Annotated in this window: 13 protein-coding genes; 4 read left to right on the forward strand and 9 right to left on the reverse strand. The window is 64.2% G+C overall.

The annotated features are described in order from the left end of the window. Positions 1 to 5: 5 nt before the first annotated feature. Both KIK15_RS10210 and KIK15_RS10215 read left to right on the forward strand, forming a co-directional pair. Positions 6 to 1,619: an ABC transporter permease subunit gene (locus KIK15_RS10210; RefSeq protein WP_214244106.1), complete on the forward strand. Its 1,614-nt coding sequence runs from the start codon at positions 6 to 8 to the stop codon at positions 1,617 to 1,619. After that, on the forward strand, positions 1,616 to 2,698 hold the full coding sequence (locus tag KIK15_RS10215) for an ABC transporter permease (RefSeq protein ID WP_250324432.1): 1,083 nt from the start codon (positions 1,616 to 1,618) through the stop codon (positions 2,696 to 2,698). Before KIK15_RS10210 ends, KIK15_RS10215 begins: the two co-directional genes overlap by 4 nt. On the opposite strand, the gene KIK15_RS10220 is transcribed toward KIK15_RS10215, so the two are convergent. Continuing rightward, positions 2,670 to 3,278 (reverse strand): hypothetical protein, encoded by a 609-nt coding sequence (locus KIK15_RS10220; protein ID WP_214244107.1) that lies wholly within the window; start codon positions 3,276 to 3,278, stop codon positions 2,670 to 2,672. The two genes, KIK15_RS10215 and KIK15_RS10220, sit on opposite strands and share 29 nt — an antisense overlap. Before the next feature lie 150 nt (positions 3,279 to 3,428). Here KIK15_RS10220 and KIK15_RS10225 point away from each other — a divergent pair, with 150 nt between their 5' ends. Next, positions 3,429 to 5,072 carry an ABC transporter ATP-binding protein gene (locus KIK15_RS10225; protein WP_214244566.1) on the forward strand — a complete coding sequence of 548 codons (1,644 nt, stop codon included), beginning with the start codon at positions 3,429 to 3,431 and terminating at the stop codon, positions 5,070 to 5,072. Positions 5,073 to 5,086: 14 nt separating this feature from the next. Here the strand turns inward: KIK15_RS10225 and KIK15_RS10230 are convergent, their stop codons facing one another. The 8 genes from KIK15_RS10230 to KIK15_RS10265 form a co-directional block, all read right to left on the reverse strand. Further along, a complete protein-coding gene (locus tag KIK15_RS10230; protein WP_214244108.1) occupies positions 5,087 to 5,317 on the reverse strand; it encodes a hypothetical protein in 231 nt (76 codons plus the stop codon). Between the two features lie 482 nt (positions 5,318 to 5,799). Next, a complete protein-coding gene (locus KIK15_RS10235; protein WP_214244109.1) occupies positions 5,800 to 6,942 on the reverse strand; it encodes a hypothetical protein in 1,143 nt (380 codons plus the stop codon). Next, positions 6,942 to 7,259, reverse strand: a complete 318-nt coding sequence (locus tag KIK15_RS10240) for a hypothetical protein (RefSeq protein ID WP_214244110.1) — start codon at positions 7,257 to 7,259, stop codon at positions 6,942 to 6,944. Before KIK15_RS10240 ends, KIK15_RS10235 begins: the two co-directional genes overlap by 1 nt. Beyond that, complete coding sequence (locus KIK15_RS10245) at positions 7,256 to 7,726, reverse strand: YbaB/EbfC family nucleoid-associated protein (protein ID WP_214244111.1); 471 nt, start codon at positions 7,724 to 7,726, stop codon at positions 7,256 to 7,258. The genes KIK15_RS10240 and KIK15_RS10245 overlap by 4 nt, the downstream gene beginning before the upstream one ends. A gap of 221 nt (positions 7,727 to 7,947) precedes the next feature. Next, positions 7,948 to 9,729 carry a hypothetical protein gene (locus KIK15_RS10250; protein WP_214244112.1) on the reverse strand — a complete coding sequence of 594 codons (1,782 nt, stop codon included), beginning with the start codon at positions 9,727 to 9,729 and terminating at the stop codon, positions 7,948 to 7,950. Between the two features lie 16 nt (positions 9,730 to 9,745). Then, positions 9,746 to 10,432 (reverse strand): hypothetical protein, encoded by a 687-nt coding sequence (locus KIK15_RS10255; protein ID WP_214244113.1) that lies wholly within the window; start codon positions 10,430 to 10,432, stop codon positions 9,746 to 9,748. Continuing rightward, positions 10,429 to 11,223 (reverse strand): hypothetical protein, encoded by a 795-nt coding sequence (locus KIK15_RS10260; protein ID WP_214244114.1) that lies wholly within the window; start codon positions 11,221 to 11,223, stop codon positions 10,429 to 10,431. The genes KIK15_RS10255 and KIK15_RS10260 overlap by 4 nt, the downstream gene beginning before the upstream one ends. Beyond that, positions 11,223 to 11,777: a hypothetical protein gene (locus tag KIK15_RS10265; RefSeq protein WP_214244115.1), complete on the reverse strand. Its 555-nt coding sequence runs from the start codon at positions 11,775 to 11,777 to the stop codon at positions 11,223 to 11,225. Before KIK15_RS10265 ends, KIK15_RS10260 begins: the two co-directional genes overlap by 1 nt. 478 nt (positions 11,778 to 12,255) lie before the next feature. Between KIK15_RS10265 and acs the strand changes: the two genes are divergently transcribed. After that, positions 12,256 to 14,211 (forward strand): acetate--CoA ligase, encoded by a 1,956-nt coding sequence (acs, locus tag KIK15_RS10270; protein WP_214244116.1) that lies wholly within the window; start codon positions 12,256 to 12,258, stop codon positions 14,209 to 14,211. Positions 14,212 to 14,347 lie beyond the last annotated feature (136 nt).

The following is a 14,347-nucleotide window of genomic DNA, read 5'->3' on the forward strand; positions in this document are numbered from 1 at the left end:
TCGTCATGTCGACATCGACGCCCACACCCACGCCGACGAGTGAGGGCTCGCCGCGGCGCGCTCTGGCATCGCTGACCCGAAACCCCGCCGTGTTCTTCATCCTGCGGCGGGTGGTCACCGGATTCTTCGTGCTGCTGGGTGCCACCCTGCTGATGTATCTGCTGACCGCATGGTCGGGCGATCCTCGCCAGAACTTCGAGAGCTTCCCACCCGACGTCCGTGAGTCGAAGATCGCCGCGGTCACCAAGATCCTGCATCTCGACGACTTCGTGTTGGTGCGCTACTTCCGCTGGTTGGGCGGGGTGAGTGGCTGTGTGGTCCCCGGCCTCAAATGCGACCTGGGCAAGTCGTTGGACAACACCGCCGTGACCGCGCTGCTGGGCAACGCGATCACCACCACGCTGCGCCTGGTGCTGGTGGCGCTGGCGCTGGCGGTCATCCTCGGGGTGATCGTTGGAATCCTCTCGGCGCTGCGCCAGTACAGCGGCTTCGACTACACCGTGACGTTCGCGTCGTTCCTGTTCTTCTCGCTGCCGATTTTCTGGGTTGCCGTGCTGCTCAAAGAGTTCGGCGCCATCAAGTTCAACAACTGGCTGTCCAGCCCCAGCATCCCGATCTGGGTCAGCGTGGTGGTGGGGCTGGCGGTGGCCCTGTTCCTCTCGACGGTCATCGGCGGCAACCTCAAACGCCGGGCCATCGTCTTCGGGGTGTCACTGCTCGCGGTCATCGCTGTGCTGCAGTACTTCTCGGCCGTCAACTGGTTTGCCAGACCAGCGCTCGGCGTGGGCCTCATCCTGCTGCTGTCGGTGCTGTCGGGCCTGATGTTCACCACCCTGATCTCGGGGCTCGCCGCCCGCCCGGTGCTCTCGTCGTCGCTGATCACAGCGGTGGTCGGCACCGTCATCGGTGTGCTGCTGGCCCCGGTGCTCAAGAACCCGGCGGTCAGTTTCCTGTTCGTCCTCGCCCTGATCACCGTCGCGGTGTCGTTCGCCATCGGATGGTTCGTCGGCGGCGAGGAATACCGCTCCCAGTCCATCCGGGCGGCCATCCTCACCGGGCTTTTCACCGGCGGATTCGTGCTGCTGGACCGCATCTTGAGCAACTTCGCGCGCTTCTCGGACAAGAAGTTCGGCCGCCCCATCCCCACCGTCGGCGACTCCACGCCCAACTTCCGGGGCAACATCTGGCAGCACTTCCTCGACACCACCACGTCGCTGCTGCTGCCCACCATCGCCCTGATCCTCATCAGCTTCGCCAGCTACACCCGCTACACGCGGGCGTCGATGTTGGAGGTGATGAACCAGGACTACATCCGCACCGCCCGCGCCAAGGGCCTCACCGAACGCACCGTGGTGATGCGCCACGCCTTCCGCAACGCCCTGATCCCGTTGACCACCGTGGTGGCCTACGACTTCGCCGCCGTGTTGGGTGGTGCGGTGATCACCGAGAACGTGTTCGGCTGGAAAGGCATGGGCACCTTGTTCATCACCGGCCTCAAGGACGTGAACCCCAACGTGGTGATGGCGTTCTTCCTGGTGACCGCCACCGCGGCCGTCCTGTTCAACCTGATCGCCGACCTGCTCTACACCGCACTCGACCCGAGGATCCGGTTGCAATGACGAACTCTCAGATCCCGTTCGATCCGTCGGTGCCCGCATCCACCGGCACGGTGGCCGTCGCCGAGACCGAGCCCACCACCGCCGCACAATCGCAGGGGCAGTTGGTTTTTCGGCGCTTCATCCGCCATCGCGGTGCGATGGCAGGCGTCGGATTCCTGATCCTCACGATCATCCTGGTCTACACATCCATCGGCTGGGGCGGACTGCCCGGCTGGTGGCGCTGGGACTACAAGGAGCAGTCGCCCATCGTCAATGGCGGCCACCCCACCTACCGGTTTCCGTTCCACCTGGGTTCGCATCCGTTCGGGCAGAACACCGTTGGCATCGACTACTTCGCGCTCACCATGCGCGGAGCCCAGCAGTCGATCATCGTGGCGTTCGTCGCCGGTGCAGTGTCGACGGTGGTGGGCACGGTCATCGGGGCGGTGGCCGGCTACTTCCGCGGCTGGGTGGAAGCGGTGTTGATGCGTCTGACCGACGTTGTCATCACCATTCCGCTGATCGCCATCGCAGCCACGCTGGGCACCAAGTTCGGCAAGTCCGGCGGCGTGGTGGGAATCGGCCTGATCATCGGGTTCGTCGGCTGGACGTCGCTGGCGCGGGTGGTGCGCGGGGAGTTCCTGCTGCTGCGCGAACGTGAGTTCGTCGACGCTGCCCGGGTGGGTGGCGCGTCGTCGGCGCGGATCATCTTCCGCCACATCCTGCCCAACACCATCGGCGTGATCGTGGTCTCGGCCACGCTGACCACCGCGGTGGCCATCCTGTTGGAAACGTCGCTGTCGTATCTCGGTGTGGGCGTGCGCGATCCCGACACCTCGCTGGGTCTGTTGATCACCGAGAACCAGGCCGCGTTCGCCACCCGGCCGTGGCTGTTCTGGTGGCCAGGCCTGTTCATCGTGATCATCGCCCTGACCGTCAACTTCATCGGCGACGGCCTGCGCGACGCCTACGATCCACGCCAACGCTCCATCCCGAAGGTGACCTGGTGGCAGAAGCTGTTGGGACGCACCGCCAACGAACGCGGGGCCGATCAGTCCGGGTCGACCGATGTCACGCCCACGCCACCGCCGTCATCATGATCGCAGCGAACACCACCGCCGCCAGCGACGCGACGTTCCAGTGCGCGGCCACCGGGGTGATCGGCAGCCCGTCGAGAGCGCCTGAGCCGCGGGCAGATTCCCATCGGCGGCGCAGCTCGGTGGCGGCATCACCCGAGGCCGAGCCGGGCAGGTCGCCGGGTGACACTGTGCCGTCAGCGCGAATCGCCGACCGTGGCACCGATTTCGCATCCGGCGTCGACGTGGATCCGCCGAGCACCCGATCACGCCCACTGGGGGCTGAGGCCGACCACGCCACCACCGTCTCGTCGGCGGTGCGGATGGTCAACGCAAACCGGGTCTCCACCGTGACAATCGACTGCAGGTCGATGACGAAGGTGCGCAACGGGTTGACCACCGTGACCCGCCGATCATCGATCTGCACACAGGGATTGGCCAACAGCATCCACACCACGGCGCAGACCAGCAGCATCGCGGTGAGCACCGAGACGCCGAGTCGCACGCCGGAGGCGAACCCGAGGACCGTGGCCACAACGGCCATCAACCCCACCAGCCCGGCAGCGATCAACGCCGAACGCGGGCGCAACGTCACACTGTCCACCACGCCATGCTGTCACCACCGGCGACCGCACGACACCTTTGGGGAACCGACATGTTCGATCTGAAGACGCTGCTGCGCGGCACACCGACTGCCGACTTGTCACTGACCGCAGTCGGCACCGACGCACCGTCGGGTGCCGCACCTGACCGCATCCTCGATGTGCGAGGGCTGACCGTCGACTTCTGGACCCAGAAGGACTGGCTACCCGCGGTGGCCGGTATCGACTTCACCCTCGATCGGCGTGAGGTGCTGGCGATCGTCGGCGAATCGGGCTCAGGTAAGTCGACCACCGCGATGGCCCTGCTGGGCCTGCTGCCGCCCAACGCCCGCATCGGCGGCAGCATCAACCTGCGTGGCGAGGAACTGGTGGGCGCCAAGGCATCCACCATCCGTGCCATCCGCGGCAACGACATCGCGGTGATCTTTCAGGAACCCATGACCGCGATGAACCCGGTGTACACCATCGGTTTTCAGATCGCCGAGGTGATCCGCAGCCACCGGCAGATGACGCCGAAGGCGGCCCGCGCCCGGGCCATCGAACTGTTGGAGATGGTGGAGATCCCCGAGCCGGGGCGGCGCGTGGACTCTTACCCGCATCAGCTCTCCGGCGGGCAGCGACAGCGCGCGATGATCGCGATGGCCCTGGCCAACGATCCCGGACTGTTGATCGCCGACGAGCCGACCACCGCGCTGGACGTGACCGTGCAGGCCGAGATCCTGGAGCTGATGCGTGATCTGCGGGACCGCATCGACGCGGGCATCCTGCTGATCACCCACGACATGGGCGTGGTGGCCGACATCGCCGACCGGATGATCGTGATGAAAGACGGTGTGGTGGTGGAGTCGGGCACTGCGGTGGACGTCTATCAGACGCCGACCCAGCCGTACACCATCTCGCTGCTGGAATCGGTTCCGCATCTAGGTAATCACTCCGACGCCCCGGTTGCCGAGTCGAGCGACGTCGCTGCTCCGGTGGACCCGGTGTTGGAGTTGCGCGACACCATCATCGAATATCCCGGTCGCGGGTCGGCGCCGGCGTTCCGCGCCATCGACGGGGTGTCGTTCCACATCGAACGTTCCGAGGTGGTGGGTCTGGTCGGCGAGTCCGGTTCGGGCAAATCGACCATCGGGCGCGCGGTGGTGGGTCTGCTACCACCCACCGGTGGCGTGATGAACGTGGTGGGACAGAACATGGTCGACGCTGATCGCGCCACCGTGGCCCGTGTGCGCGACGACGTGGCGATCGTGTTCCAGGATCCGGGTTCTTCGCTGAACCCGCGGTTCCCAGTGGGTGAGTCCATCGGAGAACCGTTGCGGCTGAAGCGGAATCTGAAGGGTGCCGCGTTGGACAAGCGGGTGGAGGAGTTGCTCGACCAGGTGAGTCTGTCGTCGTCGATGCGCAACCGCTACCCCCATGAGCTCTCCGGCGGGCAGCGCCAACGCATCGGCATCGCCCGGGCGTTGGCGTTGGGTCCCAAGCTGCTGGTGGCCGACGAGCCGACCTCGGCGCTGGACGTGTCGGTGCAGGCGACGGTGTTGGATCTGTTTGCGCAGTTGCAGCGCGAGTACGGATTCGCGTGCTTGTTCATCAGCCACGACCTTGCGGTGGTGGAGCAGGTGTCTGATCGGATCGCGGTGCTTCAGAACGGCACGCTGATGGAGATCGGGACCACCGATCAGGTGTTGAACGCACCCCGCGCCGACTACACCAAGCGCCTACTGGCCGCTGTCCCAGTCCCCGACCCGGTCGCACAACAGGAACGCCGCAAGGAATGGCTCGCCGCCAACTCCTGATTGCGTTGTGGTCGCTAAGCGAACAACTCCATCAGCTGTCGACGGATGAACGGGGCCTCGGCGCGGTACCAGGGCAGGTATGCGGCCAGCATCACCTGCTCGAAACTGAGCTGCCGCGTCGCCGTCGAATCGAGGTACACGACGGTGCGCACATAAACGCTGGCGCGCAGGTAGCGGGCTTCTCCACAGACCCGACCACTCTTGTCACGGATCCTGAAGCGCACGTAGCCGCGTTTGATCTCCACCGGGATATACAGTGTCGACAGCACAAAGTTCAGAAACGTCACGACAAGCCCGGGACCCCGCCGGAAGAGTCCCGAGAGGACGTGCTCTCGGAAAGACAGGACCACCCCACCAGCAGGGTCGTACATTCGAAAGCGCGTGTTCAGCAGCAACAGGGGGCGATTCCAGCGAGCAGTTGCGACGGGTTGGTCATCCGCAGACTTCACCAGCCAGTTACGCCCGAAGGGATTACTGGGCAGATCGTAGGAGTACGCGATGGTGCCAGTAGCGTCTCCGACGCGATATACCCAACCACCCACCTGTCGCCCCTCGGGGGTCTCACGGTTTGTTGACACGGAATAGCGTTGTGTTCGCTGGCCTGAGGAATCCACATCGAACACAACCGTAGACCCGAACAATCGGCATGGGAACTTGGCGGGCCGATAGAAAGCCGCATCCACGTCGAAGGGCTTGGTGTAGTCGATGTTCGATCGTGACAGACGTATCATTTGGCGGGCCCGCCGCTGGTATCGAGATTGAGCCCGCCGACGCTGGACGTCACGTCGTGCACGACACCATCGATCTTGGAAACCACGTCTTCACGTACCTCCGCGTAGGTTTCACCGATGGGTCCAGGAACTGCACTGGCGAGTTCATCTACCGATGTCGCGCGCATGGTCTCTCCGGCCTGTGGTGCGACAAAGTCGACGCCGTGTTGAATCGCGCCCTTTATCACAACATTGCCCGGCATTGCCTCGTAAAATTTGGGTGTTCTTGGCACCTCGTCGGGCTTTGCTTTCTTGAGAATTTTTTCTTGAACTCTTCTGGTCGCGATCGGAGACGCGACCGCGCCGAGCGCGCTCTGCGCGACGATCTTTGAGGGATCGAAGTGGTTTTCGCCTGTTGCCACGGTCAGCGCGCCCTCTTTGCCAGCTTCCACCGATCCGCCGATCAGAGCACCCTTTACCATGGGTTGGCGCATCACCACGCTGTCCATAATCTTCGCGCGAATGCCCGTGCCGCCCTGCTTCTCCGCAAGCTGGATAAACGTCTTGTTGAGCTGTCCACCAGCTTTGACTGCAAGGTCTTTCGCAACCTTTGTCGCGCCACTTTCAGCAACCTTCTTGGCAGCTTTTTCCGCGACATCCTTCGCGACTGCGGCAAGATTTTTGGCCACCAGCCTCTTGAGGACTGCCCACAACGACATTCGAGTGGCTGCTGCGGCCGCCGGAATCGCCGCGGTAGATCCGCCGAATGTAAACGGGCCGGCCCCCAGAGCCGAGGCCACGGTGGCGGCAAGCATCGCCACGTTGGCTGCGTAGGCGATCTTGCCTTCCAGCGTTGCATCGGCGGCTTGGTCGCACGCGTCGCCGCACGCTTCGAGGTTCTTGACGATTCCGGCCAGGCCGCCTTCGCCCGCAATCGCGTCGAAGTAGGCCTTCATCGCGTCGTGGACATCGCCCTCGATGACCGACCCCAACGCTCCAGCGGCATCCAACGTTTCCTGCGCACTCTGCGAGACACCTTTGGCAGCCTTCGAATACGCCTTCGCCATGTCGCGCAGGGCATCCTCATCTGCCTCCGGCCAGGCATCGAGACCCAGAAACCCGATCACCCATTGCAGTGGTGCCGGCAGCTGCATGCCCATCAGGCGCCGCCCCCGAATGATCCGGCGATGTCCTGATCTTGCGACTGGATCATCTCGGCCGACCGGTGCACCATGGCGGCGGCGTCGACCAGCGCCTGATGTACCTCGGTGAGGTTCGCCATCGTCTGCTCACGCAGTGCCTCATAGCCGGGACCGAACGCCGAGCCCGGTTCGTCGTGGCCCCACACCTCGCTGCCCCTGCCGCCGACATCGGCGTGCAATCCGCTCATTGCCTCACCCGCGGTGGCTGCCGAGTCTTCAAACCTGTTGCCCGACCGGTGCAGTCCCTCGATCGCGACCCGCAACACGTCGCTCATCGATAGTTCCTCTCGGAGTCGCCGTCGCCAGGCATAAACCGCCGTTCCTCTGACTGCGGGCCCGCCATCGATGCCACAGCCTGCCCGGCCAGACCGGCGAGTTCAGGAATTCCTGCCAGCTTCTGCCGAATATTCGCCATACCGGTGGCCTCTTCGATGGCGGCGAGCTTCTCGTTCACCTGGGCCTGCACTTCGCGCGCCGCCTGCTGCGCGGTTTCGGCGATGCGTGAACCCAACGCTTCGGGGCTCAGCTCGCTGTAGGCGTCGCGGTCGATGTCGACCTGGATGACCACACCGTTCGCATTCACCCACACCTCCACCAGGCGGTCGTACGACCGGGCGCTGGCCGTCAGCGCCAACGCCTGCGCCCGCAGCGCCGTCACCCGTTGCAGCATCGCGGTCACCTGCCCGCCCAGCGCATCGAGGCCATCCTGGGTGGGTTCGATGTCAGGGAACTCGTTGCTCACGTTGCTGTTCCTCTCTCGAGATCGACGTGGCGGCTACGCGCCAATCTACTTCTCAGACGCAAACACCCGGCCCGTGGTTCCACCGGTCTGCGAAGCAGTCGGATTCACTTGCACGGGCCGCCCCGGTTCGCACGGTCTGGGTTCGTTCGCACAGTCGGGTTCCGTTCGCACGCCGCATGCGCCGTGCGAAACGGCATGCGCCGTGCGAAACCACGACAAGTTCAGCGGAGGGGCGCACCCGTGCCGCCACCCCGAACGGGGCGGTCGTCGGTGGTGTCGAGGTTGAGGCCACCGATCACCGTCGGTGCCACCTCCTGCTCTCCGCCCACGATCTCCTCGCCGTTGGCCTTGGAGTTCAGGTAGCGGGCGGTCTTGTGGCCCTTACCTTCACCGCCCTCTCCGCCCGGCCGGGCACCGCCCATGGGCGCACCACCCATCGCCCCCGGCGCGCCAGGGCGACCGTTCTGCAATGCAGCCTGCTCAGCAGCCACCATCTTCTCCGCCGCACCCATCGCACCGGCGCGCGCCTGTAACGCCTTCTCTGCCGCCGCGGCACCACCGAGGCCACCACCAGCACCGCCGCCCCCGCCGCCTCCCTTGCCCATCGCGGCGGCTGCTTTCGCGGCGCGCTCGGCGGCAGCTTTCTCGGCATTGGCCAACGCACTCGCAGACCGGGTGGCGGCCGACCCTGCCCCCTTGCCTGCGCCGTTCAATCCCTTCGCCGCGTTACCTGCCTGAGACGCCGCCGACTGCGCAGCACCCGCCGGGTTCCCCGCCGCAGCCTTCGCCGCCGCCTGCTGAGCCGCCGCCGTCTTCGCCGCAGCCTCCTTCGCCACCGCATCGGCATTCGCAGCGCGCGTCAACTGCGCTGCGTTCTTCCCAGCGGCAGAAGTGGGCGTGCCACCAGTGCCCGTTGAACCGGGGCCCGACGGACCAGACGGCCCGGGCGAAGTCGACTGCAACGTCTTAGGGATAGATGCCGCACCTTTGTTGCCCACCGGTTGTCCGGGCAACCCCATCGGCACCAGCGCGCCGACCGGGGACTGCGGATCAGGGATATTGCCCAACCTTGTCCCTGCTGCTGCGACCCCAGGGTTGTAACTGGCAGTGATTTGGGATCGTGCCCACTGCTCGATGTCGGCATTCTTCTTGGCGAACGCCGCGAAAGCAATCGTAGATCCCGCGTTTACCGAAGACTCCTTCGCGTCATCGAGCATCTTTTTCAGCTCGGCGAAACGCAGCTTATTGTTTTCCACGGTCCGGGACCAGCCGTCAATTACTCGACCGTTTGTGAAGGCCTGCTCCACGACTTTGTCGGATGTGTCAACAAAACCTTGCATACCGGACCGTATCGCATCCTTGGCTGTTCCCGTCCAGGATCCGTCCTGAAACAGTTTGTCGATCTCAGTGTGAAACTTACCCATCACGGCGTCGAGATCTCTCGTCACCTGCAGCCAGTTCTCGCCAAGGGCCCGAACTTTATCCGTTTCTGCCGGCTGCGACATAGCGTAACCCCAGTCAGTGAGCGCGCCCGCAGCTGCCTCGATGGTGACGTCACAGGGGAATCTTCCCGCGACAGGCGCCCTCATAGTCTTTGGATCACTCGACTTGACTGACGGCGACGTACTCCCGGATCCGACTTTCGGATATCCGCGCGCTGTATCGCTATTAGAAGCGAGGTGCCGAGCGTTCTCCTCATCTTGATCAGTAATTCGCAAACCAGCCTGGCGGACAGCATCGCGCATCTCGGTCATTGCGTCCGACAGTCGCTGAAGCGCAGAAATAAACACATCGGCTAGATCGGCTAGCGCTGTCTGAATATTTCTTGCAGAAACGAAGTCTCCAGCAGAGCCGGTGTCCTTCAGCCTCTGTGCGCTGTTTAGGATTTCAAGGAGCAAGACCGACGCCTCGTTGCATTGCCGACAAATCGCCCGTGCAGTCTCGGGATCAAACTTCATGGCCGAATCGGAGATTATCTGCTGAAAAATATTGTGCTCGGTCATCAAAATCTACCTCTGTTTAATTTGCGCGCATCTGAATGGGCTTTCTGGGCAAGTACGGTAACACCGCGCGCGCTGCTCCGATAGCTTTCGAGCACGAGTCGAGGTCTCCTTGCCGATAAGCAATTACAGTCGAAACAGCCGTTCCGTAGAAGGTTCCCCAGACGACATTGCAGGTGGAGAAATTTTCACCATCGTCACCGTCGAGTTTATAGCTTGTTCCCAAGACATTCGATCCCAGTTCAATATTATTTTTCAGAATCTTTCTTCTCTCGCCGCCGGTCACCTCCGCAAGAGTAGATGCCTGGACACTAATCGTCAGACCAATCGACCCGCCGGTCTGGAATTCCTCACTCTGCATACTGCATGCCTGCAGGAATTTGTGTTGCCCTCCGAAGGCATTTTGCTTCCTTACCATTCCGAGGGCCTTGGTAACAGAGTCGGGCAGGAACTTACAAACGTAAGGAATTAGCCTGACGTATGGATTTCGATCTCCGGCTATAGTCGTGACAACACCGGTCATATCCTTGTTGGAGTTGACGTCCTCGATGGAGTCCTTCACCACACCGGCCGAGGTCGGGAGTTTCTCAACGCTGGGTGACCCATCTGAGCAGCCTGCCACCACCAGCACGGCTGTCACCGACACAGCGGCATATGCCGCCCTGAACCCGCGCCCGCACCGGGCCATCATGTCTCCTCTGTTCATGCCGACACCACTGCGGCATCGTGTCGTTTCTTGGTCGCGTTGATCGCCTTGTTCAACAAGGTTGCGAGCTTCTTCCCGTCCACGCCGACCGCGAGGGCCGGGGTGTCCACCACAAGTGCGTAGCACCCGTCACCAGCCACATCGGCGATCTGGATTTCCTGTTTATGGGGCCGACGCCCATCAGCTATGGATCCGACCTGCACCGTTACATATGCGGCATACGCCTGCGGCAGATGAACAAACGCCGCGCCCGCGGTGTCGCGCCGAGCACGAGGCGACACGGACAACTCCGTCGTATTCAGCCAATTCTCGACGTCCATCGCAACATCTAGGTCCTGGGGTAGGCGCCCAGCGAAACCAGACAACGGGAGCGATGCCACCAGCCGCGACGTCCACGCCTCGAAATCCACGCGGGTCACCGTCACATCGCCACCGACAGAAACCACCAATCCCGGAGCCTGGCGAGCGATGAACGCCGACTGCGACACCCCATCCCATGCCGAGTAGATCCTCGACAGCGTCGGCTCACGTTCAGTGTCTGACGATTCTGCACCCAGAATCTCAAAGCTGTACCGCGGCTTGGTGAATGCGGTGAATGCCGCTTCCTTCAACGCGGTGGACTCGGCCGCCAACTGGGCCAACAGTCGCTTGTCGGCCAACCGCGCCAGATCACCGTTGTCGAAGTGCTCGGGACCGTCATAAGCGAATGCCGGGTATGGTGCGGCATCACGCTGCTCCCACAGCAGCCGAAACTCCCGCGTGGACAGCACCCAGCTGTTCGCATCGGCCATCACTGCACACCTGCGGCGGGAAGGGCGGAATGGTAGAGGTTGTCGACGATCTCGCGCGATCGGCGTTCGCAGCCATCGATGTAGCCGACAAGTGCCTCGGGAACCGATCGGCGCAGCTGGGCAATGGTGGTCGTGCGTTCGACCGCGAGGTCATCGAGCCCCGTCGCTGCGGCGCGAACACCACGCGCCAGCGCCTCGAGGAGTTCACCCACCTCACGCAGCGCCCCCGCATACGCTGTGATCGCAGCATCGAGTCGGTGCACCGCCTCGGCGATGTCGACTGCGGCAGATGCGTTGGGCTCCAAAGCATCCCACGATTCGACCGTCTCGATACGCCAGCGGGTACCGATGTCGAGCAGTTCCACCGACGCGGCAACCCAGGCGGCCGCACAGACCCGAACCGCACCGGCGTCGACCCCGGCGAAACATTCCCGCAACCCCTCGAACGTCTGCGACGGCAGGAAGAATTTGGGAAGCGCAGCGACAACCTCGCTCGGGAACTGCTCACCGCTGGGCCACTGACTCCACCCGACCACATCCGTGGCCGCCAACACCGTCGACAGCTCGGTCAGCGCAGATAGCGCGACCCCCCCCCGACGTGAAATCTCAGCCGAAAATTCAGCGCCCCTCGGCAAGGAGTGCACACCACGCAGAGAGGCCAGAGCCGAAGAATTCACGACCAGACGACGCACACCTTCGCCAGCCTGCACCGACGGGCCCGCGATGAGGGCAGCCAGGGTGCGATCCACCGACTCCGACCCGCCACCGGCAACGCTTGCCAACGGTTCACCCGACGCCATCGACACTCCTTCGTCTTCTCCTGCTCAGACGTCCCCAGTCCACCCGTGGTTCCACCTCACCGGAAGTCGAAGAAATCCTAACCCGGCCGCACACCCTTGCGACTGGTGCCGAAGCGCCCGCGACACTCACATGTGCCGGGCCCACGGCCTGGCGACCTGACTGCAACCGTCTTCCAACGTGACTACCCTCACCATGGAGAGCAGAGCCGCTTCGTCGAAAGGTGTTCCCGCGATGTCCAGTGCGACCGACCAGCCGAGCCCGGCCCAGGCCTACCCGCCGCCGGCGGAGTTCGCGGCCGCGGCCATTGCCACGGCCGATCTCTACGACGAGGCCGACGCGGACCGACTGGCGTTCTGGGCCAAGCAGGCGCACCGGCTGCAGTGGGACACCGACTTCACCGACACCCTCGACTGGTCGGGTGCGCCGTTCGCGAAATGGTTCGTCGGCGGCAAGCTGAACGTGGCCGCCAACTGCCTGGACCGTCACGTCGAGGCAGGCAACGGCGACCGGGTGGCCATCCACTGGATCGGCGAGCCCGGCGACAGCCGCGACATCACCTACTCCCAGCTGCTGGGCGAGGTGAGCAAAGCCGCCAACCTCTTCACCGAGCTCGGCTTGCAGGCCGGCGATCGGGTGGCCGTCTACATGCCGATGGTCCCCGAGGCCATCGTCACCATCCTGGCGTGCGCGCGACTGGGCCTGCCGCACTCCGTCGTCTTCGCCGGGTTCTCCGCAGGTGCCTTGCGCTCGCGCGTGGACGATGCGCAGGCCAAGCTGGTCGTCACCACCGACGGGCAGTTCCGGCGGGGTCAGCCGGCTCCACTGAAGGCCGCCGTCGACGAGGCGCTGGGCACCGGTGACACCGCGGCCGCATCGGTCGAGCACGTGCTGGTGGTCAAGCGCACCGGCCACGACCCCGACCTGAACTGGGTGGACGGGCGTGACCTGTGGTGGCACGACACGGTCGACAAGGCCGCAGACACCCACGCCTACACCGCATTCGACTCCGAGCACCCACTGTTTCTGCTCTACACCTCGGGCACCACCGGCAAGCCCAAAGGCATCCTGCACACCTCCGGCGGATACCTCACCCAGGTCAGCTACAGCTTCCACAACGTGTTCGACCACCGCCCCGAGACCGACGTGTTCTGGTGCGGCGCCGACATCGGCTGGGTGACCGGGCACAGCTACCTGGTCTACGGGCCGCTGTCGAACGGGGCCACCGAGATCGTCTACGAGGGCACCCCCAACTCGCCCAACGAGCACCGGCACTTCGAGATCATCGAAAAATACGAGGTCACAACGTATTACATCGCGCCTACGCTGATCCGCACCTTCATGAAGTGGGGCCGGGAGATCCCCGACGCCCACGATCTGAGCTCGCTGCGACTGCTGGGCAGCGTGGGCGAACCGATCAACCCCGAAGCGTGGCGGTGGTATCGCAACGTGATCGGCGCCGACCGCTGCCCCATCGTCGACACGTGGTGGCAGACCGAGACCGGCGGCATGATGGTGTCCCCGCTCCCCGGGGTGACCGCCACCAAACCCGGCTCGGCCATGCGGCCGTTGCCCGGGATCAGCGCGAAAATCGTTGACGACCAGGGCAATCCGGTCCCCACGGGCGAGCAGGGCTTCCTGGTGATCGACAAGCCGTGGCCGTCGATGCTGCGCGGCATCTGGGGCGACAACGACCGCTACGTGGACACCTACTGGTCGCGGTTCGCCGAGCAGGGCTGGTACTTCGCCGGCGACGGCGCACGCTACGACGCCGACGGTGCGTTGTGGGTGCTGGGCCGCATCGATGACGTGATGAACGTGTCCGGGCACCGCATCTCCACCTCCGAGGTGGAATCCGCGCTGGTCAACCACCCCTCGGTGGCCGAGGCCGCGGTGATCGGCGCATCCGATGAGACCACCGGACAAGGCATCGTCGCATTCGTCATCCTGCGCGGCAACGCCACCGACACCGGCGACGCACTGATCAAAGAGCTGCGTGATCAGGTGGCCGTCGACATCTCGCCGATCGCCAAGCCGCGCGAGATCTACGTCGTCCCAGAGCTCCCCAAGACCCGCAGCGGGAAAATCATGCGGCGCCTACTCAAAGACGTCGCCGAGGGCCGCGAACTGGGCGACACCTCCACGCTGGTCGATCCCACGGTCTTCGAGAACATCCGCAAGCAGAAGTAGCGGCGGCTGGGCTCGTCCTCGACAAACCGTGAGGCGTTGAGAACGCGTTAAGATCATCGGCGGTGCGCCGGGAAGTCTGGTCGGCAACACCTTTGTCATGCCGTAAGTGCGTGGCACCGACCAGGAGGCCGCCGCC

It is taken from the genome of Williamsia sp. CHRR-6 (genome assembly GCF_018474015.1).
GTDB lineage: Bacteria > Actinomycetota > Actinomycetes > Mycobacteriales > Mycobacteriaceae > Williamsia_A.